General features: G+C 38.9%; 18 protein-coding genes. 13 read left to right on the top strand and 5 right to left on the bottom strand.

Annotated features, from left to right (window positions below; genetic code table 11):
• Window positions 1–40: 40 nt before the first annotated feature.
• The 11 genes from SAR02S_RS12425 (at window position 41) to SAR02S_RS12375 (ending at window position 11,342) form a co-directional block, all read left to right on the top strand.
• Window positions 41–892 carry an MraY family glycosyltransferase gene (locus SAR02S_RS12425; RefSeq protein ID WP_198133110.1) on the top strand — a complete coding sequence of 284 codons (852 nt, stop codon included), beginning with the start codon at window positions 41–43 and terminating at the stop codon, window positions 890–892.
• Window positions 889–2,661, top strand: a complete 1,773-nt coding sequence (locus tag SAR02S_RS12420) for a nucleoside-diphosphate sugar epimerase/dehydratase (protein WP_156961479.1) — start codon at window positions 889–891, stop codon at window positions 2,659–2,661. Before SAR02S_RS12425 ends, SAR02S_RS12420 begins: the two co-directional genes overlap by 4 nt.
• Before the next feature lie 64 nt (window positions 2,662–2,725).
• Entirely contained in the window at window positions 2,726–3,631 is a 906-nt protein-coding gene (locus SAR02S_RS12415) for a PDC sensor domain-containing protein (protein WP_041960199.1), read from the top strand.
• Complete coding sequence (gene hisH / locus SAR02S_RS12410) at window positions 3,628–4,239, top strand: imidazole glycerol phosphate synthase subunit HisH (RefSeq protein ID WP_041960198.1); 612 nt, start codon at window positions 3,628–3,630, stop codon at window positions 4,237–4,239. The genes SAR02S_RS12415 and hisH overlap by 4 nt, the downstream gene beginning before the upstream one ends.
• Window positions 4,239–4,961 carry a 1-(5-phosphoribosyl)-5-[(5-phosphoribosylamino)methylideneamino]imidazole-4-carboxamide isomerase gene (gene hisA / locus SAR02S_RS12405; protein ID WP_041960197.1) on the top strand — a complete coding sequence of 241 codons (723 nt, stop codon included), beginning with the start codon at window positions 4,239–4,241 and terminating at the stop codon, window positions 4,959–4,961. Before hisH ends, hisA begins: the two co-directional genes overlap by 1 nt.
• A gap of 68 nt (window positions 4,962–5,029) precedes the next feature.
• Complete coding sequence (locus tag SAR02S_RS12400; protein ID WP_041960196.1) at window positions 5,030–5,395, top strand: chemotaxis response regulator CheY; 366 nt, start codon at window positions 5,030–5,032, stop codon at window positions 5,393–5,395.
• Window positions 5,396–5,400: 5 nt separating this feature from the next.
• Window positions 5,401–6,231 carry a 50S ribosomal protein L11 methyltransferase gene (locus SAR02S_RS12395; protein ID WP_041960195.1) on the top strand — a complete coding sequence of 277 codons (831 nt, stop codon included), beginning with the start codon at window positions 5,401–5,403 and terminating at the stop codon, window positions 6,229–6,231.
• Window positions 6,232–8,196, top strand: a complete 1,965-nt coding sequence (gene ftsH / locus SAR02S_RS12390) for an ATP-dependent zinc metalloprotease FtsH (RefSeq protein WP_041960193.1) — start codon at window positions 6,232–6,234, stop codon at window positions 8,194–8,196.
• Complete coding sequence (locus SAR02S_RS12385; protein WP_232294056.1) at window positions 8,153–8,848, top strand: phosphatidylserine decarboxylase; 696 nt, start codon at window positions 8,153–8,155, stop codon at window positions 8,846–8,848. The genes ftsH and SAR02S_RS12385 overlap by 44 nt, the downstream gene beginning before the upstream one ends.
• Window positions 8,838–9,578, top strand: a complete 741-nt coding sequence (gene pssA, locus SAR02S_RS12380; protein WP_041960189.1) for a CDP-diacylglycerol--serine O-phosphatidyltransferase — start codon at window positions 8,838–8,840, stop codon at window positions 9,576–9,578. Before SAR02S_RS12385 ends, pssA begins: the two co-directional genes overlap by 11 nt.
• A gap of 204 nt (window positions 9,579–9,782) precedes the next feature.
• Window positions 9,783–11,342, top strand: a complete 1,560-nt coding sequence (locus tag SAR02S_RS12375; RefSeq protein ID WP_041960187.1) for a 2-isopropylmalate synthase — start codon at window positions 9,783–9,785, stop codon at window positions 11,340–11,342.
• Window positions 11,343–11,391: 49 nt separating this feature from the next.
• Here SAR02S_RS12375 and SAR02S_RS12370 read toward each other — a convergent pair whose 3' ends face one another.
• Genes SAR02S_RS12370 through der form a run of 5 tightly spaced genes read right to left on the bottom strand, consistent with a single transcriptional unit; the run spans window position 11,392 to window position 17,950 of the window.
• On the bottom strand, window positions 11,392–13,740 hold the full coding sequence (locus tag SAR02S_RS12370) for a tetratricopeptide repeat protein (RefSeq protein ID WP_041960185.1): 2,349 nt from the start codon (window positions 13,738–13,740) through the stop codon (window positions 11,392–11,394).
• Window position 13,741: 1 nt separating this feature from the next.
• Window positions 13,742–14,986 carry a serine--tRNA ligase gene (serS, locus tag SAR02S_RS12365; protein WP_041960183.1) on the bottom strand — a complete coding sequence of 415 codons (1,245 nt, stop codon included), beginning with the start codon at window positions 14,984–14,986 and terminating at the stop codon, window positions 13,742–13,744.
• An 8-nt stretch (window positions 14,987–14,994) separates the two neighbouring features.
• Window positions 14,995–15,960, bottom strand: coding sequence for a tryptophan--tRNA ligase (gene trpS, locus SAR02S_RS12360; RefSeq protein WP_041960181.1), 966 nt, complete (start codon window positions 15,958–15,960; stop codon window positions 14,995–14,997).
• Window positions 15,961–15,969: 9 nt separating this feature from the next.
• Window positions 15,970–16,467 carry a shikimate kinase gene (locus SAR02S_RS12355; RefSeq protein ID WP_041960222.1) on the bottom strand — a complete coding sequence of 166 codons (498 nt, stop codon included), beginning with the start codon at window positions 16,465–16,467 and terminating at the stop codon, window positions 15,970–15,972.
• 28 nt (window positions 16,468–16,495) lie between these two features.
• On the bottom strand, window positions 16,496–17,950 hold the full coding sequence (gene der, locus SAR02S_RS12350; protein ID WP_041960179.1) for a ribosome biogenesis GTPase Der: 1,455 nt from the start codon (window positions 17,948–17,950) through the stop codon (window positions 16,496–16,498).
• A gap of 319 nt (window positions 17,951–18,269) precedes the next feature.
• Between der and SAR02S_RS12345 the strand changes: the two genes are divergently transcribed.
• Window positions 18,270–19,163 (top strand): DMT family transporter, encoded by an 894-nt coding sequence (locus SAR02S_RS12345; RefSeq protein WP_269746301.1) that lies wholly within the window; start codon window positions 18,270–18,272, stop codon window positions 19,161–19,163.
• A complete protein-coding gene (kdsA, locus tag SAR02S_RS12340; RefSeq protein WP_041960177.1) occupies window positions 19,160–19,960 on the top strand; it encodes a 3-deoxy-8-phosphooctulonate synthase in 801 nt (266 codons plus the stop codon). The genes SAR02S_RS12345 and kdsA overlap by 4 nt, the downstream gene beginning before the upstream one ends.
• Window position 19,961 lies beyond the last annotated feature (1 nt).

Genomic DNA, 19,961 nt, shown 5'->3' with positions numbered 1-19,961 from the left:
TACGATACGCGAATTTGCTTTGAAAAAAAAGTTGCTTGATATGCCAAATTTAAGAAGTTCTCATACTGTTCCAACGCCAAGAGGTGGTGGTTTAGCCATCATTGTGACCATCGCTTTTGGTGCTTTTATGGTAGGTGAAGCGAAAATTTTACTACCTTTATTGCCTCTTGTATGTGTCAGTTTATGGGATGATATTTCACCGATGTCTGCTAAGGTGAGATTGATAGTTCAAATGTGTTGCGCTTTATTAGCTCTTTACCTGATGGGGGGGGTTACGCGTGTCAATCTTGGCATGTTTGAACTCCATGGTTTTTGGCTCAATATCCTTGCATTTTTATTTATCATTTGGATGACAAATCTTTATAATTTTTTAGATGGTATCGATGGTTATGCTGGAAGCGAAGCTATTTTCGTAGGGTTTGTCGCTTTTATGCTTTTTGATGTGCGTTTAGGTCTGATCATCGCGTGTGCATCTTTGGGGTTTTTAGTGTTTAATTGGCATAAAGCATCTATTTTTATGGGTGATGTTGGTAGTGCAACACTGGGCTTTTTCTTTGCCACTTTAGCACTTTCTCAAGCAGATACACCTTATTTTATGGGTTGGCTAACCATTCTTTCTCTGTTTTGGTTTGATGCTACCGTAACGCTTTATAGGCGTTGGAAAAATAAAGAAAAGCTTTCTCAGGCACATAAAAAGCATATATACCAACGCTTACACCAATCTGGATGGGCTCATAACAAAGTAGTCTTGTTTGGTATGGGGTTAAATTTAGTTTTTTTTGTTATCCTTTCTTTCCTAAATCCAAATAGTTATTGGATCGCTCTCATCGCCACTATAGGTGTTTTATGGGGTGTTTTGAAGTTTGCTGATACAAAAAAGGCTTTTTTATGAATATCTTTGCTCCTTCGCCTATAAAAAGAGTGGTGTTTTTTCTTCTAAGCGATAGTCTACTGATTGTTGCATCATTATGGATAGCCTATTTATTTCGATTTGGTTTTGTTATACCTCAAGAGATGCATGAAGGCTTTATAAAAGCATTAATATTGGTGCTTCCTTTGAAAATTATGGCGTTATATAGTGTTAATATTTATAGAGTAGCATGGCGTTTTATGAGTATTTATGAAGCGGTTAAAATACTCAAAGCTCTGTTTATCTCAATGACCATTTTTTCATTAGTCTTCTTTTTCATCATGGAAGAAGGGTTTCCTCGCAGTGTTGTTTTTATAGATTTTTTTATCTCTGTTGTCTTTATAGGAGGAATGAGATTTTCAAAACGGTTATGGATGGAGCGCAAAAAGAAAAATTTTACAAATAAAACGATTATCATAGGTGCTAATGAAAAAGCATCTTCGATTGTAAAGAGTTTTTTGAATGGCGATATAGAGTATTATCCTGTCGCAATTTTGAGTGAAAATAATCGAATGGTAGGGACACTGTTATCTAATATAAAAGTGCATGATTTGGCGGAGATAGACAAAATTATCAAACATGAAGGTATACAAAGTGTTATTGTCGCTAAACGATATGAACCAAAAGCACTGAATGAGTTGTTTGAAAAATTAAAAGATTTGGGTGTTAAAGATATTAAAATTGTGAAGCTCTTAGGGAATAAAGAAGATGGTCTCAAAGATATATCCATCGAAGATTTATTGGCTCGTAAGCCTAAAGATTTAGATTCTGCCATTATCAAAGCCTTCATAAAAAATAAAACAGTATTGATTACAGGTGCTGGTGGAAGTATCGGTAGTGAATTGGCAAAATTAAGTGCAGAATTTGGTGCAAAAAAACTTATTTTAGTGGATAATAGTGAATACAATTTGTATCAAATCACAGAATCGTTAAGTGCTTTACCTGTAAACATTGAATCAATTCTACAATCCGTAGTTGATAAAGCAAAAATGGCTTTAATATTTGATCAATTTAGACCTCATGTCGTACTTCATGCTGCTGCGTATAAGCATGTTCCTTTGGTTGAAAAAAATGTACAACAGGCTATTTTAAATAATGTCGTTGGTACAAAAAATTGTATTGATGTGAGCATTGAATATAATGTTGAAAAATTTGTGTTGATTTCTACAGATAAAGCAGTACGTCCGACAAATGTAATGGGTGCAACGAAAAGAATATGCGAGATTTACGCTATGAATGTTGATTCCAAAATGACAGAGATAGCAGCTGTTCGTTTTGGTAACGTTTTAGGATCAAGTGGAAGTGTTATTCCTAAATTCCAGCAGCTTATTGCGCAAAATAGACCTTTATGTGTAACACATCCTGATATAACACGTTACTTCATGCTTATTCCAGAAGCATGCCAGCTTGTACTTCAAGCAGCAGCTATTGCAAAAGGAGGAGAACTGTTTGTTTTAGATATGGGGCGTCCTGTTAAAATTGTTGATTTGGCTCGCAAAATGTTAAAACTGTATGACAAGGAAGATCTGGGCATAGAATTCACAGGGCTTAGACCAGGTGAAAAACTTTTTGAAGAACTTTTAATAGATGAACATGATATGCAAACAAAATATAGCTCAATTTTTGTTACAGGATCTCGACATTATGATAAGGCTTTATTAGATGTTCAATTGCAAGAGCTTCTTCATTCAGAAAATCCCCTTGAAGTATTAAAGGTAATTGTTCCAGAATTTAATCATAAGGCAAATTGATTTAAAATTAACCTATTATGTCACTCTATATTTAGTTACAATACGAAAAAACAAAAGGTACGATATGGTTATTCGTGAAATTCAGCAGTTTGCTGAGGTCAGGACAAGAGCAAGGGCGTATTTGTGTTATCTCTTTACGCGCAATATTCCTAACCGTATGCCTGAGCCAAATTTAGATATGATTGCTGCTAGTCTTGATAAAATTGTCCATGAAGTTGAAGAGTTTGAAGCACTGTATTTGCTCGATCACAAAGGTGATCAAGTCATCAATAATATCACAGATGATCCTCATCGAAAAGGGGGACTGGGTCAAAACCGTAGCGGAAAATCCTATTATTACCGTGCAGTACGTGAAAAACGCTGCGTACTGAGTGATCCTTATCCTTCAACACTTACCAATGATTTAACGGTGACTGCTTCGTATCCAATCTATGATGAACAAGGAACTTTGAAATTCATCGCGTGTATTGATGTCTCATTGGAGCATATCCTTAAAATTGCGCATCCATCATCTTTGCAATCACTCTTTGGAAAAAGCTCGCAAATTATTTATTCCATTTTTTCACTCTCTTTGCTTGCTATTGCCATGTTACTTCTGTTTAATGGAATGCGAAGTCTTTTTACGCATGGTTTGCAGTTTGATCTTTTAGATATTAAAGCGATGTTTGAATCGACGATTTTAATCACCCTTTCACTGGCCATTTTTGATCTGGTGAAAACTATCTTTGAAGAGGAAGTGTTAGGTCGTAATGAGCGAGATGAAAGTGGAGGCATGCACAAAACGATGGTGCGTTTTTTAGGCTCTATTATCATTGCCCTTGCCATTGAAGCATTGATGCTTGTCTTTAAATTTGCCATTATCGATGCGGCACATATTTTGTACGCAGTTTACCTACTTGGTGGGGTGACATTCCTTCTCTTTGGGCTCGCATTTTACCTTAAATCCATTCCTCAAAAGAGAGATTCATGATCGGTTTGATTGACTACAATATGGGTAATCTCAGAAGCGTCACGAATGCTTTTGAAAAGCTTGGTATTTCGGTTGAAATTGTCAAAAATGCCGATGATGTATCGAAGTTTGATAAGATTATTTTGCCAGGTGTTGGTGCCTTTAAAGATGCAATGGACTGTTTGCATGAGCGTGGCATGGATGAAGCTGTCAAAGCTTTTGCCGCTTCGGGTAAACCGCTTTTAGGTATTTGTCTTGGGATGCAGCTTCTTTTTGAAAGTAGTGTGGAGTTTGGCAAGTGTGCTGGTCTTGGGCTGATTGAAGGAGAGATTGTAAAGTTTGATACTACACGGTTTCCAAATCGCCTTAAAGTACCGCACATGGGTTGGAATGAGCTTTTCATAGCCAAAGATTCACCTCTGTTTAAAGGAATGTCCAAATCGTTTTACCTCTATTTTGTGCACAGTTTTCATGCGCAGTGTGACGATAAATATACGATTGGAAAGACACTCTATGGGTATGAATTCCCCAGTGCCGTACAAAAAAAGAATGTGTTTGGTTTTCAGCCACACCCTGAGAAGTCACATGCCAATGGATTGGCAATTTTAAAGAATTTTGTGGAGTTATAATGGATATTTTACCAGCGATTGATCTTAAAGATGGAAAAGCCGTACGCCTTACCAAAGGGTTAATGGAGAGTGCAAAGATTTACTCGAATGAACCTTGGGAAGTAGCAAAAGTATTTGAAGAAATGGGTTCATCTTGGGTTCATTTAGTAGATTTAAACGGCGCATTTGCAGGAGAGCCAAAAAACCTTGAGCAAATTGAAAAAATCCGAAAACATTGTAAACTCAAATTGGAGCTTGGTGGTGGAATTCGTGATGAAGAGACGATTCGTCGTTATGTGGATTTAGGCATTGATCGCGTCATCTTAGGCTCAATAGCGCTTAAAAATCCCGCTTTCGTAAAAGAGATGTCGCAAAAATTTCGTGTTGTTGTTGGCATTGATGCGATTGATGGTTATGTTGCCGTAGAAGGTTGGGCTGAAAAATCCACCATGAAAGCAACGGATCTTGCGCGTGCTTTTGCTGATGCTGGAGTTGAAGCGATCATCTGTACCGATGTTGGACGTGATGGTATGCTCAGTGGCGTTAACATTGATTTTACGCTCTCTATCGCAGAAGCTTCAGGCGTTGCCACGATTGCGAGTGGAGGATTAAAGAATTTAGACGATATTATACTGTTGAAGCAGAGCCAAAAGGTTTCTGGTGTCATCGTTGGAAAAGCATTTTATGAGGGTAGCTTAGATTTGCGTGAAGCATTTGCGTATATCGCTAAAGAAACGCTTTAAACTAAGTTCAAACTAAACTTGGTTAGAATTTAACCAATAGCAATAACTAAACGATAAAAGGAGTGACATTGAAGCTGCTTGTAGTAGATGATAGCTCGACAATGCGCCGTATTATTAAAAACACATTACAGAGATTAGGTTTTAATGATGTTTTGGAGGCTGAGCACGGTGTTGAAGCTTGGCAAATTATGGAAAGAACGCCTGATATTAATGTGCTTATTACCGATTGGAACATGCCTGAGATGAATGGTTTGGATTTGGTTCGTAAAGTAAGAGCTGAAAAAAAATATGAGAGTATGCCTATTATTATGGTAACAACTGAAGGCGGTAAGGCAGAAGTTATTACTGCTCTTAAAGCGGGAGTCAATAACTATATTGTCAAACCTTTTACGCCTCAAGTACTTAAAGAAAAACTCGAGGATGTTTTAGGTTAATTTGAATGGAAAAAACCTATAACGAACTTCATATAACCCCTAGTAGTAGTGTATATCCACTTTTTCTTGACTTTATCATGAGCCTCAGCGATGAGGCAATTGAAGAAAATGAAGGCACCCTTATTTTACGTAGCGAAGAAGATTTGGAGATGCTCCGCTTTGGCGTAGAAGCATTTGCCAAAGAGCTTACGATTGCTCTGAATCAAGAGATTGCGCTTGATACCAAGCTTTTCGTGAAAGAGAATGAAGACTGGATCGCACAGTATCGAAATTCTGTACAACCTTTACATGTAAACGATTTTTACATTCATCCAAGTTGGGTAGAAGGTGTAGAAGGCAAAAAAAATATCATCATAGATCCAGCTCTTGCTTTTGGCTCAGGTCATCATGAAACAACGTATGGTTGTTTATTGCTATTGCAAAAATATGTCAAAGAGGGAACGGAACTTCTAGATGTTGGGTGTGGCAGTGGTATTTTAAGTATTGCAGCCCGTAAATGTGGCGCAATTGTTGATCTGTGCGATACAGATGAACAAGCTACAGGAAGTGCTGAGGAAAATTTTAAGCTCAATCATGAAAGTTTTCATCGTATTTGGACAGGGTCTGTTCAAAAAAGAGAGCAAACGTATGATGTCGTTGTTGCCAATATCATTGCAGATGTACTTATTATGCTAGCTAGCGACTTGCAAAAAGCGGTAAAAGAAGGGGGATTACTCATTCTTTCTGGCATTTTGGATAAGTATGTTGATAAAGTTGAACAGAAGTTTTCTTCGATGAAATTGGTCGAAAAGTATCAAAAAGAGGAGTGGTTTACACTCGTGTTACAAAGGAATTAAATGAGTCAAAATAATCAAGATAATAATAAAAACGACAAAAAAAACTTTTTCAATCAAAATCCACTTTTAATGTTTGCTATTTTCTCTATTGTCGTTATCGTTTTATTTAAAAATTTTACATCGGTTTCGGATGCTGGTGTGGGAGCTGGTTTTGGCGCACAAAACAGTACAACCAAAAACATTAGTTATTATGACCTTAAAGAGTTAATTCGTAATAACCAAATTAACTATGTTGCAATTGGTCAAACAACCATTAAAGCATTTACACCTGATGGTGCACAAAAAACAGTTTATGTGGTTAAAAAAGTAGGCGAAGATAGTACCTTAATTCCTTTAATGGATGAGAAAAAAGTGGGCTATGGCGGTTACAATGAGTCTAATATCTTAACTGAAATTCTCTTCTCATGGGTTTTACCTGTTTTTGTATTTTTTGGTATTTGGATGTTCTTGGCGAACAAAATGCAAAAAAATATGGGTGGCGGCATTCTTGGAATGGGAAGCAGCAAAAAGCTTGTTAATTCTGAAAAACCAAAAGTGAAATTTGAAGATGTTGCTGGTGTAGAAGAAGCCAAAGAAGAGGTTAAAGAGATCGTTGATTTCCTTAAGTTTCCTGATCGTTACATGAACTTAGGGGCAAAAATCCCTAAAGGTGTCCTTTTAGTAGGCCCTCCAGGTACGGGTAAAACCCTGCTTGCAAAAGCCGTTGCAGGAGAGGCTAGTGTTCCTTTCTTCTCTGTTTCAGGTTCTAGTTTTATCGAAATGTTTGTAGGTGTGGGCGCAAGTCGTGTAAGAGATCTTTTTGAAAATGCTAAAAAAGAGGCTCCTGCTATTGTTTTTATTGATGAGATTGATGCCATTGGTAAAAGTAGAGCAGCGAACGGTATGATGGGCGGTAATGATGAGAGAGAACAAACCCTCAATCAATTACTTGCAGAGATGGATGGCTTTAGCTCTGATAAATCACCGGTTATTGTTTTAGCTGCTACGAACAGACCTGAGGTTTTAGATGCAGCGCTTCTACGACCTGGTCGTTTCGATAGGCAAGTATTGGTCGATAAACCAGATTTTCAAGGTAGAAAAGATATTTTAAAAGTACACAGTGCGGATATAAAACTTGGTAAAAATATTGATCTTGAAGAGATTGCACGCTTAACTGCAGGTCTTGCAGGCGCAGATCTTGCCAATATTATCAATGAAGCAGCACTTCTTGGCGGACGTAAAAATAAAGATCATGTTGAACAAATTGACCTTGTTGATGCTGTTGAACGTGCCATTGCGGGTTTAGAGAAAAAAAGTCGCCGTATCAATCCTGCGGAAAAACGCATTGTTGCATACCATGAAAGTGGTCATGCTTTGATAGCGGAGACAACAACGGGTGCGAAGAGGGTTTCTAAAGTTTCAATCATTCCAAGAGGTCTTGCGGCCCTTGGATATACACTTAACACACCAGAAGAAAATAAATTTTTAATGCAAAAGCATGAACTTATCGCTGAAGTCGATGTTCTTCTTGGTGGACGTGCGGCAGAAGAAGTGTTCTTAGGCGAAATTTCTACGGGCGCTGGTAATGATCTTGAGCGCGCAACGGATATCATTAAATCAATGGTTAGCATATACGGTATGAGTGATGTTGCAGGTTTGATGGTTCTTGAAAAACAACGTAACACATTCCTCAATGGTGGCACAACCAAAGATTACAGTGAAAAAATGGCTGAAAAGCTAGATGAGCACATTAAAGATACGCTGCAAGCACGTTATGTCATTGTCAAAGCGCGTTTAGAAGAGTATCGCGAATGTATTGAACGTATTGTAGCAAAGCTTAGTGAATATGAAACCATTGATGGGGTGCAATTACGTGAAGTAATTGAAGCCTTTGAAGTGGAGTTTAATATTGCTTCAAAGCTCAAAGCTCCTTTTGTGAGACATGAGTCAAAAATTTCTGAAGAACAGCCTAACAGTGATGCGTAATACGTACGATACTTCAACGCAGATTATTGCTAAGGAGGGATGGAACCAGATCGTTTTTACGTTTATGGTTTTCCTTCTCTCTTATGCACTTTCATTTTTTTCATGGATCTTTTTCCTCATTTTTATAGCGACTCTTTACAGTTATCGTAACCCTGAACGCATTCAAGAAGAGGATGATGAGCATTGTATCGTTGCCCCAATGGATGGAATTATTACCGATGTTTCTAAGATTGGCTTACGTGATGGTAGTGAAGCATTGCGCGTGGTTATTCGAAAATCATTTTTTGATGTAGGCGTGTTAAGATCTCCTCTTTCGATGGAAATTGTGGATGTCAAAAAACGCTTTGGACTTTTTATGGCGTCCTCTTCACCTCTTTTCTCACGTTTGTCTGATCGTAAAACCTTTACATGTAAAAGTAAATTTGCTTCTATAAAAATGGTTATTAGTGCTGGCCTTTGGAGTCAAAAGATTACATTGTTCTCTAAAATAGGATCGTTTAAAGCAGGCGAGCGATTAGGTTTTTTGCGTGATGGTGAAGTAGCACTTTTACTTCCATTAGATACACGTGTCAAAGTTTCGTTAAATGATGAAGTCAAAGCAGGTATGAGCGTTTTAGGCTATCTTGCATACAAGGATAAAGATGTTAAATAATGGTGGTAACAATAAGCTCCAATTGATCTATATTTTCCCCAATCTTTTCACGGCGGCAAGTGCATTTTTAGGTGTAATCAGCATTATAGCTTCGGCAAATGGTCAATTTGAAAAAGCGGCTGTTTATATTTTGCTTTCTTTAATTTTTGATGGTCTTGATGGACGAGTCGCGCGTATGACAAATGCTACGAGCAAATTTGGCGCAGAGTTTGATTCATTAGCCGACATCGTTGCTTTTGGCGTTGCTCCTGCGATGCTTTTTTACTTTAGTGTCGGGCATATGTATGGCAAACTAGGCTCTCTTTTATGCGCAATGTATGTTGTATTTGGTGCGATCAGGCTAGCACGTTTTAATATCATGATTGGTGTATCTGAGCCTTCTGTCTTTATTGGCGTGCCTATTCCTACTGCGGCAGTGGTTGTTTCTATGTGGATTTTATTTTACCGTGAGCATGCTTTTTTCCATGGCTTTGAGTGGGTTATGCTTCTAGGTATTGGTTTGCTCTCTTTTTTAATGGTCAGTAATATTCGCTATCCAAGTTTTAAAAAGATAGATATGAAAAAAGGTTATTTAATTAAAATCTTAGTCTACTTAGTCATCGTTTTTTCTTTCTTGTATATCTATCCTGTTGAAGCAGGGACGTTTTTAGTGACGGCTTATTTAGCATATGGACTTATTCGTGGAGTTTATAATTTTATCGTTGCCAAATCCCATAAAAATTTAGTATAATATGCCCACTTCGAGGTAAAGAAAGACTTTACCTCACTTAGTTTTAACAAAGGAGAAGCGATGAACAGCGTAGATGTTGGCATTATGAAATCGATCAAAATTTTACCCAAGATAGAGATCAAAAACGCTCTCCTGCAAAACCTCCTCTCCCTCTAACCCTTTTTATTTTCTAATTTTTTTAACAATCATACTAAGGAATAACCTATGAGTAACTCTAAAATTATAATTTTTGATACCACATTACGTGATGGAGAGCAAAGCCCTGGGGCGTCTATGAATACGGAAGAGAAGATTCAGATTGCATTGCAACTTCAAAAATTAGGGGTTGATGTCATTGAAGCAGGTTTCGCAGCGGCAAGCCCTGGAGACTTTGACGCCATAGCACGCATTTCTGAAGCAGTCACGAAGAGTCGTATCTGCTCTCTTGCTCGTGCCCTTGATCGCGATATTAAAGCAGCGGGTGAAGCTGTTTCAAAAGCAAAGTTGAACCGTATTCACACGTTTATTGCGACAAGTCAGATACATATGCAGTACAAACTCAAAATGACACCGGATCAAGTCATTAAAAAAGCGGTTGAAGCCGTACAATACGCTAAAACATTTTGTGATGATGTCGAGTTTAGCTGTGAAGATGCAGGTCGTAGTGATGTCAGCTTCATGAAAGAGGTGTTGGACGCAGTTATCAATGCAGGAGCCACAACGCTGAATATCCCCGATACGGTAGGGTATCGTTTACCAACGGAGATGGGTGCAATTATCAAATCGCTTTCTGATTTTGTGGGTGAGCGTGCGATTATCTCTGTGCATAACCATAATGACTTAGGTCTTGCTGTGGCTAACTCTTTGGCATGTATTGAAAACGGTGCGCGTCAAGTGGAGTGTACCATCAATGGTTTGGGTGAACGTGCTGGTAATGCGGCACTTGAAGAGATAGTCATGGCTCTTCGTACCCGCAAAGATCATTTCAATGGTTACGATACGAACATTAACATCAAAGAAATTTATCCAACCAGTAAATTAGTCTCTTCTATTACGGGAATTGAGCCTCAACCAAACAAAGCCATTGTCGGTAAAAATGCGTTCTCTCATGAGAGTGGCATCCACCAAGATGGTGTTCTTAAACATACTGAAACGTATGAGATTATGAGCGCAAAAGACATTGGTCTTGATAAAAACTCGATCGTTCTTGGTAAACACTCTGGTCGCCATGCCTTTAAAGACAAATTGAATACACTAGGGTATGAGTTAAAAGATGAAGAGCTTAATGAGGCATTTGATCGTTTTAAAATTTTAGCAGATCAGAAAAAAGAGATTTTTGATGATGATTTACGAGCCCTCGTTGCAGAAGAGATCACGAAGATTCCTCAAGTATTTGACTTGGTACGTTTACAGCTCTCTGATTGTGCACCAGGAGGTGTTCCAAGTGCTGCTGTGACTATTTTACATGATGGCAAAGAGATCACCGATGCAGCGATTGGTAATGGAACTATGGATGCTATCTTTAAAGTGATTGACCGTGTATGTGGTGTGAGTGGTGAGCTAAAAGACTATAAGGTGGATGCCGTTTCTCAAGGTAAAGATGCGATGGCAAGAGTACTTGTAAAAGTGGTATTTGATGAGAGCAAGCCTGCGATTATGGGACATGGACTCAGCGTTGATACAATGCTTGCTACGGCTAAAGCGTATATTGGAGCGCTCAATAGTTATATGTCTATGAGAGAGAGTCTTCGAAATATTAAAACAAACGAAGAAGAGGGCCTTTAACTCTTTTTGATCTTTACATGTAAAGGTCTAAAAACCTTTACATGTAAACTTATTTTATAAGTGCAAAGCTAAAATATTGTGAGATAAAACCAATATTGCCAATCGTTCGATACTGCGCATTTGCCGCTTCAAAATTTCCTACTTCTTGATACAACAATCCAAGGGCATATTTGCTTTCAACATTACTAGGGTCCGTTAATTTAGACAGCTCTAAGAGTGCAATGGCATTTTCACTATGCCCAGCTCCAATGGCTGCAACGGAGGCAAGAAAGATGGTATGTGTATCTCTTTTATTATAGTCATCGATGAGTTTATTGTAGAGTGTAAAAGCCTCTTCAAAATTGTTGGTGTAGATCTCCATGTAAGCGAGTGTTTGCATAATGGAAGGAATATCGACACGCTCTTCTTCCATTTTTTTCCTGACACTATCGCGTTTTTGATGAAGAAGCCCACCAATCTGTAAGAGTTTAATGTACTGTTCTTTGACGATTTTTGGTCCAAAATAAAAGGCATCATAATCAAGAGGAAGTCGGTTGAATTCCATTTGAATGGCTTTGGCATACGCTTTAATGTTCTGTTTTTGATGCTTAACATTAAAAGCAATGAGATTGGCAACGATGTCTTTAGGAAGGAGTGCTTGAAGCTTTTGTGTGCCTAAACGATAAATACGCTCATTGCCTAGCTTTTGTGCCGCTATGATGTTCAGCATAATGCTAAGGGGGCTATCTTCTTTCTCTTTTTCTATCCAGCGTGTGAGTGAAAAGTGGTTTCCATCGGTAAGGTGAATTAAAGAAGCATAGAGATTGTCTTTTTCTAATGTTGTATTTTTGTTTATACTCTCTCTGACATCTTCTGAGAGTTTTGTGATGTCTTTCCCAATCAAATTACCCGTCATAAGCGCAAAGACACCTGCCAGATAGTTGTTGCCATCGAGATGATAGCTTTTGGAAAAGTTTTTATAAGCCGCCGCATAATCGCCCATTTGTGCGTACGTTAAAGCGAGATTATAGTGCAAAATAGAGTGATTTTTATACTCTTCAACCATTTTTAGGAAAATGTCATTGGCTTCATAGACATGAAAGTCAAGCGCTTTTTTAATACCTTTACTAATCGCAATATTGACTTTAGAAATGGTAGAACTGGCTTTTAAATAAGAAAGCGCTGGACCAATCTCATCAATAAAGATATTCATACTTCCTTTACGGATATAGTCAATGGTTTGTTTTGCATCAAAGACTTTATACGGAGCATAATAAAAGATGAGGCTATAGATATTTTCATTGTCAAAAAAGAGCTCTTTTTCAAATTCAACCTGAGCTTGGTCAACATCAAAAAGGGAAGGTTTCAAAATAGCCCGCATTTTATAGATAGGCTTAGCATCCGTGTCACGTACTTTGTAAACTTCGCTCATCAGTAATGCCGTATTGCCTAGATTGCCTAGTTTATTTTCAACCATGGCAAGTGCCATTTTAATTTTTGCATTTTCGTGGTCATTTTGGAGTGCTTTGAGCAGTGATGCCTTAGCTTTTTGAAATTCTCCAAGTTTAGCATGTAGAAGTCCAACGGTAAAATGATCACTCTCTTTTTCAATTTTTTCAAGCGTTGAGAGGGCATAGTCATTATAATTGAGTGAAGCTAATATTTTGGAAGCGAGATAATCTTGATCTTCTTTATAGTAGTCTGTAACAGGATGCGATATGGCACTCAGTGCTTCGTGGTAAAAATCTTTATAGTAATGCACGAGTCCTACATAGTATGAGTAAAGAGGGGCATTGCTCTCTTCTGGTAGATAGGCAAAGGCAAGGTCTATGTAGTAGCTAAAAAGTTTATCATCTTTCATTTCCAGCGCGCACACAGCAGCATTAATGGCACTAATCGTACGATGTTCTTTATTTTGGATTGCTTTTTTGAACGCTTCTAAAGCATCAGGAAAATTCTGTTCTTTGAGTTTTGCCACGCCAATGTTATAGTAAGAGATGGCTTCATTAAACGTAGCAATTTTTTCATAGATTTTAAGGGCATCATCTTTATTGCCTTGTTCATAAAGAAGATGTGCTTTTTTAATCATACCATCTATTTTAGAAGGTGAAAATTGTTCTTTAATAAAAGGTTTTTCGACTGTTTTTTCAATAGCAACAGGTTCAGGAGTTTTATTTTTATTTTTGATGATAACCACAAGTGCAATAATAATACTAAGAAGTAGTACGGCTCCAAGAATGAGTAAAATAAGCAATTTTTTCTTAGCTTTGCCTTTTTGTTCATTTTCTTCACTTTGAGCAGCGGAGGAAGCTGCAGTTTCATCAGCATTCTCTTCCTCTATCGGAGCAAATCCCTCTTCCATGACGGTGATCGCTGATGAGGGATCAGCTTCGAGTATGACTACTTCTTCTTCTGCCATGTTACATGTACTTTTTCAAGACTTCAGGAATAGCAATACTGCCATCTTCTTGTTGATAGTTCTCCATAATGGCAATGAGTGTTCGACCTACTGCTAAAGAAGAGCCATTAAGCGTGTGAACTAAACGATTTTTACCTTCATCTTTAAAACGGATTTTGGCACGTCTTGCTTGGAAATCAAATGTATTAGAAACCGAACTGATTTCGCGGTATCTATTTTGCCCTGGAAGCCAGACCTCAAGATCAACGGTTTTGGCGGCACTAAAGCCAAGGTCTCCTCCGCAAAGCATCAAGTGACGGTGTGGAAGTCCAAGGGAAGTCAGCAAATCAGAAGCACACGTGAGCATCTCTTCAAAAACAGCTTCACTTTGCTCTGGTGTGGTGATACAAACTAACTCAACCTTGTCAAATTGGTGTTGGCGAATCATACCGCGTGTGTCACGTCCTGCACTTCCTGCCTCTTTTCGAAAGCAGGCAGAATAAGCCGTCATTTTAAGAGGGAGTTCTTCTTTGGTTAAAATTTCATCTCTAAATAAATTGGTAACAGGCACTTCGGCTGTTGGGATCAAAAAGAGGTCTTCACCATCAATTTTAAAAAGGTCATCTTCAAATTTAGGAAGCTGACCTGTTCCCATAAGCGTTTCACGGTTAACAATGTAAGGAACGGCAACCTCTTGGAAGCCTCGTTTGGTATTAAAATCAAGCATGTAGTTAATGAGTGCTCGCTCTAACTTCGCGGCTTCATTTTTTAAAACACTAAAGCGACTCTTTGCAAGTTTGACGCCACGCTCAAAGTCGATCCAGTTTTGTTTGATGTCAATATCCCAGTGCTCTTTAGGTGTAAATGAGAAAGTTTTGGGTTCAAGTACACGTTTGAGTTCCACATTGTCATTTTCATCTTCGCCATCAGGGACAAGATGGGAAGGCATGTTAGGAATGACTGTTGCGAGAGATTCTAGTTTTTCTTCTAAAGTTCGAACGACTTCTGTTGCATCCGCAATTTTTTCTTTATTAAGAGAAAGTTCTGCTTTAAGGGCGCCTACATCTTTGCCTTCTTTTGCATAAGCACCAAAGAGTTTACTTTTTGAGTTCTGCTCTGCTTGGAGTGGTTCTAAAACAAGGCGAGCACTTTTGAGCTCTAATGAAAGAGTACGAAGTTCTTCAAGAATTGCTTCATCCACTTTTTTTTTGCGAAGACTTTGTGCCACGTTTTCAAAATCATTTTGTATCAGTTTAATATCTAACATACTTTCCCTTAGCGATAAATTCCAGCAAGATCACGAATAACGCGCATCTTCTCACTTGCGATTTTACGAGCTTTACTCGCACCTTCATCTAAAATAGCGAAGACTTCGTCTTTATGGTCCAAGTAATACGCTCTTTTTGCACGTGCTTCAGCAAAATAGTCCCAAATAAGCGTGTTAAGATAGGCTTTAAAGTGCCCGTATCCTTCGCCACCTTTTTGGTAGCGCGCTTGCAATGCAACTACTTCGTCATTTTCCAAAAAGAGTTTAGCCAGTGCGTAAACATTACACGTAGCATAGTCTTTTGGCTCTTCCATAGGCGTTGAGTCGGTTACGATGCGTGAGGTTGCTTTTTTGAGCTCTTTTTCGGTGCAGAAAATATCAATGGTATTGCCATAGCTTTTACTCATCTTCGCACCATCAAGTCCAGGCACAGTAGCAACATTTTCATCCACTTTGAATTCGGGTACTTTGAAAATTTCGCCAAAGTCATTGTTAAATTTAATGGCGATGTCGCGCGTAATTTCAACGTGTTGAATCTGATCTTTTCCCACAGGAATGATTTCAGAATCATAGAGCAAGATGTCAGCTGCCATCAAAACAGGATAAGAAAATAAAGAGTGGTTCGCAGCAATACCTTTAGCCACTTTGTCTTTGTAGCTGTGTGCTCGCTCTAGCAAACCCATAGGCGTATAGCCTGAGAGTATCCAGTAAAGCTCTAAAACCTCTTTGACATCCGATTGTGCCCAGAAAGTTACTTTAGTGTGGTCGATGCCTAAAGATAAAAAGTTTATGGCTGCATCAAGCGTGTTGTTTTTGAGTGCAACACCGTCTTTAAGTGAGGTGAGGGCGTGGTAATTTGCGATAAAGATAAAAAGATCGCTCTTCTCTTGAAGGTCGATCATCTGTTTAATGGCACCAAAATAGTTACCTATGTGAAGCGCACCAGAGGGTTGAATTCCTGTTAATACTCTCATAAATCTATCCTAATCTTTTTTCTCTTTTAAATTGAGTAATCTAATTAAATCTCGTACGATATCGTTGATACTGCGCTCTTCAACATCAATGATGATGTCTGCTTTGGCTTCATAAAGTGAAGAGCGCTCTTCAAATAAAGCGCGCGCTTTAGCTTCATCGGTAAGCAGCGGACGTTTAGCAAGCTTTAGATCTGCATTTTCATGCTCCCGAAGGCGTTTTAAGATGCCATCAAATGAGGAGCGAAGGTAGACAATCGTTCCAATTTGGTCCATATTCTCGACTTTGAAAAAACCACCACCGGTTGAGATGATGGCATTTTTAACATTTTTTTCAAGCCATTTAGCGGTTTTCTTTTCTAGCTTACGAAAGTATGCTTCTCCGTCTGCTTCAAAAATAGCTTTGATTTTTCGGTTTTCCATACTTTCAATGAGATCATCCGTATCCAAACCAAAGCGTTTGGTTTTTTGAATGAGGGCCCTTGCAATGGTACCTTTGCCAACGCCCATAAAGCCGATAAAAACGATATTTTTGTTTTTAGGATTCAGCACCGTTATTTTCCTGTTCGTCTCTCTCTCCACGTGCGCGTGGGTAGAGTAGAATTGGTGAGCCTTCAAGATTGAAGTTTTCACGCAATTTGTTTGCAAGGTAGCGTTTATAGCTAAAGTGTAATGAACGTGGTTTGTTCATGACAAGCGCAATGCGTGGAGGCTTGGTAAGGTACTGAGTTGCAAAGAAAATTTTAACGATCTTAGAGTGATCACTTGGAATCTGATGTCTAATGGTCGCCTCTTTAATAATCTCATTGAGCTGACGTGTTGGAAGATGCTGTGAATAATTGGCATAGACTGATAAGATCATATCTTTGATTTTAGCAACTCTTTGTTTACTCTTAGCCGAAACGGTAATCAGTGGTGCATAGGAGAGAAACTTAAAGCGGTGTCTCACTTCTGCGGTGATTTGTTCAAAGTCAGCCAGTGGATTGTCCCATTTGTTAAGGACGATAATACATGCCAAATGGTTCTCTTCCACAAGTCCTGCGATACGCTCGTCAAGCTCTAAGAATGGCTCACTGGTATCTAAAACAAGCAAAGCGATATTGGCACGCTCTAACATCTCTTTGGTACGCATAAGGGCAAATTTCTCAATACCTTCAATTTTACCACGGCGACGAAGTCCCGCAGTATCGACAAAGTTGATGACTTTATCTTCATACTCGATGCTCTCATCCACAGGATCGATGGTTGTTCCAGCCACGCTGCTGACAACGGCTCGCTGTTTGCCAACAAGGGCGTTAAGGAGGGAGCTTTTACCAACATTGACACGTCCGATGATCGCAACATTGATTTGATTGGTTTCAACTTCAGGGATAACGTCCTCAGGGATGATCTCTTCATCTTCTTCCGCAAACTCATCGTCATCGTCCCAGACGTCTTCTTCAGTAGCATCTTCATCTTCAAACGCATCTTCGTCACTTGGAAGCGGAGGTGTTATAGCACTTTCGACAGCAGGAAGAAGCTCACCGATCCACTCTAAGAGAGCACTTACTCCTCGGTTGTGTGAAACAGATATTGGGAAGACATGTTCTGCTCCAAATTCGTCAAAATCCCATGCGCGTTCCATCTCTTTATCGTTGTCGATTTTATTGATGACCAAAGCAATAGGCTTTTTACGTGCTTGAAGGGCGTAAAAGATTTTCTTCTCTGCATCACTTGGACGCATTTTACCATCGACCACCATAACGATGATGTCAGCTATTTTGGCAGCTTCCATTGACATTGTGTGGACATTTTCAAAGAGTTCTGTCGATTTGTCAAGTCCGCCAGTATCTAAAAGAAGGCACGGTTTTTCGGTGATATGGACTTTGTGCGTTTTAATATCGCGGGTAGTTCCACTAAAATCAGAAGTAATCGCAATACGCTGTTTAGCGATGCGATTAAAAAGGGAGCTCTTACCCACATTGGGTAGCCCGATAATTGCTATTTTTTTCATAGTAACCTTTATTGCATAATTAGGTTGATTATACTCTGTGTTTGCTGTTATTTTGGTAAACTCTCTCCATAGGGCGTCTGGGATGGGAAAGCAAACTGTGCTCCATTTTTGGAAACGATTTGTATAATTTTTTATTTTACATGTAAATACACGTTGTCTTGGTAAAAGATTGAGGTAAATAAAATAACAATCGCACTCAACGTGTCGTTTAAGCATGACTGAAAATTCATCGGTTCTTCCAAGTCATGCTCAAAATATCAACGGATTTTAACACAGAATTGATTAAGATTACGTATTTACGGCGTTGAATGGAGTCATTGTGAGAGAGTTTATAGGCAGTATTAACAAGGGCGTCTTGTTTATGCTGATCTCCTCGTTTAGTTTTGCGTTTGATGGGGCTTTTGCTAAGGTGCTGAGTCAAGATATGGATTCAGTCGAAGTTGTCTTTTTTCGCAATGGTCTTACTATGTTCTTTGTTGCTCTAAGCATTTTCAAGCTTCCTATCAAACAAGCGGGTGGAAAGCCTTGGTTGTTGCTTTTTCGAGCCCTCATTGGTTTCGCTTCCATGTTAGTTTTTTTCTACAATATTGCCCATATTCCCCTTGCCGATGCCATTACTTTTTCACGAACCGCTCCTATTTTTACCGCTATTTTGGCTTTTTTCTTTTTGAAAGAGCAGATTAGCTGGAAAGCGTGGTTAGCTGTTTTTATAGGCTTCTTAGGGATTGTTTTGGTCATGAAACCAAACGGTTTAATGCTTTCCAAAACCGATCTTTTTGGTCTTTTTAGTGGTCTTGGCGCCGCGTTAGCTTATACGAGTGTAAGAGAGCTTAACAAAGTGTATGATACAAGGGTTATCGTATTAGCATTTGTCTGTACAGGGACGATTTTTCCTGCGTTGTTCATGCTTTTGAGTGAGTTTTTTCATACACCGATGTTTGATTTTATGCTGGGGCATTTTATTCTGCCACAAGGTATTCAGTGGCTTTATATTGTTCTTATGGGCTTTTCGGGTGCGATTGGTCAGGTCTATATGACGAAAGCGTTTGCCACGACCAGAGCGGGTGTTGTAGGTGCGGCTGGGTATTCGATTATCTTCTTTTCACTGATTATTGGCGTAATATTAGGAGATGGTTTACCTGATTTTATTGGACTATTTGGTATACTCTTAGTCGTTCTTAGTGGAATTATCGTAGCAAAGGAGAAAGAGTGATTTTAATCGCTGGACCATGTGTCATTGAAAGTAGAGACAGCCTCTTTAGGGTTGCAGAGAAATTAGTAAGTTATCATGAAGATAAAACAATAGATTTTTATTTTAAAAGCAGTTTTGATAAAGCCAATCGTACCAGTATCGATAGTTTTAGAGGTCCTGGTATGGATGAGGGTTTGAAGCTTTTGGATGAGGTGAGAACGCAGTTTGGTTATAAGCTTTTAACTGACATTCACGACTACACCCAAGCAAAACCTGTTGGTGAAGTGGTTGACGTGCTTCAAATCCCAGCCTTTTTGTGTCGTCAAACCGACCTTTTAGTTGCAGCCGCACAGACAAAATGCGTTGTTAATATCAAAAAAGGGCAGTTTTTAAATCCTGCTGATATGCGCTATTCGGTCAAGAAAGTACTTGATACCAGAGGTGTCAAAGAAGAGGGCCATGAAGCGGCTAAAAAAGCGGGCGTATGGTTGACGGAGCGAGGCAGTACATTCGGATACGGTAATTTGGTCGTGGATGCACGTAGCTTTGTCATCATGCGTGAGTTTGCACCCGTCGTTTTTGATGCAACACATTCGGTGCAAATGCCTGGAACTGAGGGTGGTAAAAGTGGTGGAAAACGTGAATTTGTACGTCCACTTTCGCGCTCAGCAGCAGCTGTAGGCGTGGATGGTTTCTTCTTTGAAACCCATTTTAATCCATGCGAAGCACTTTGCGATGGCCCAAATATGCTTGACTTAGAAGATTTAGGCTTAGCAATCAAAGATATTAAAGCGATTCAAGACAGTTTAAAGGCATAAG

Source organism: Sulfurospirillum arsenophilum NBRC 109478, from assembly GCF_000813345.1.
GTDB classification, from domain to species: Bacteria; Campylobacterota; Campylobacteria; order Campylobacterales; family Sulfurospirillaceae; genus Sulfurospirillum; species Sulfurospirillum arsenophilum.
The sequence above is the reverse complement of the archived record's forward strand: the minus strand, read 5'-3'. Positions and strand labels throughout refer to the sequence as shown.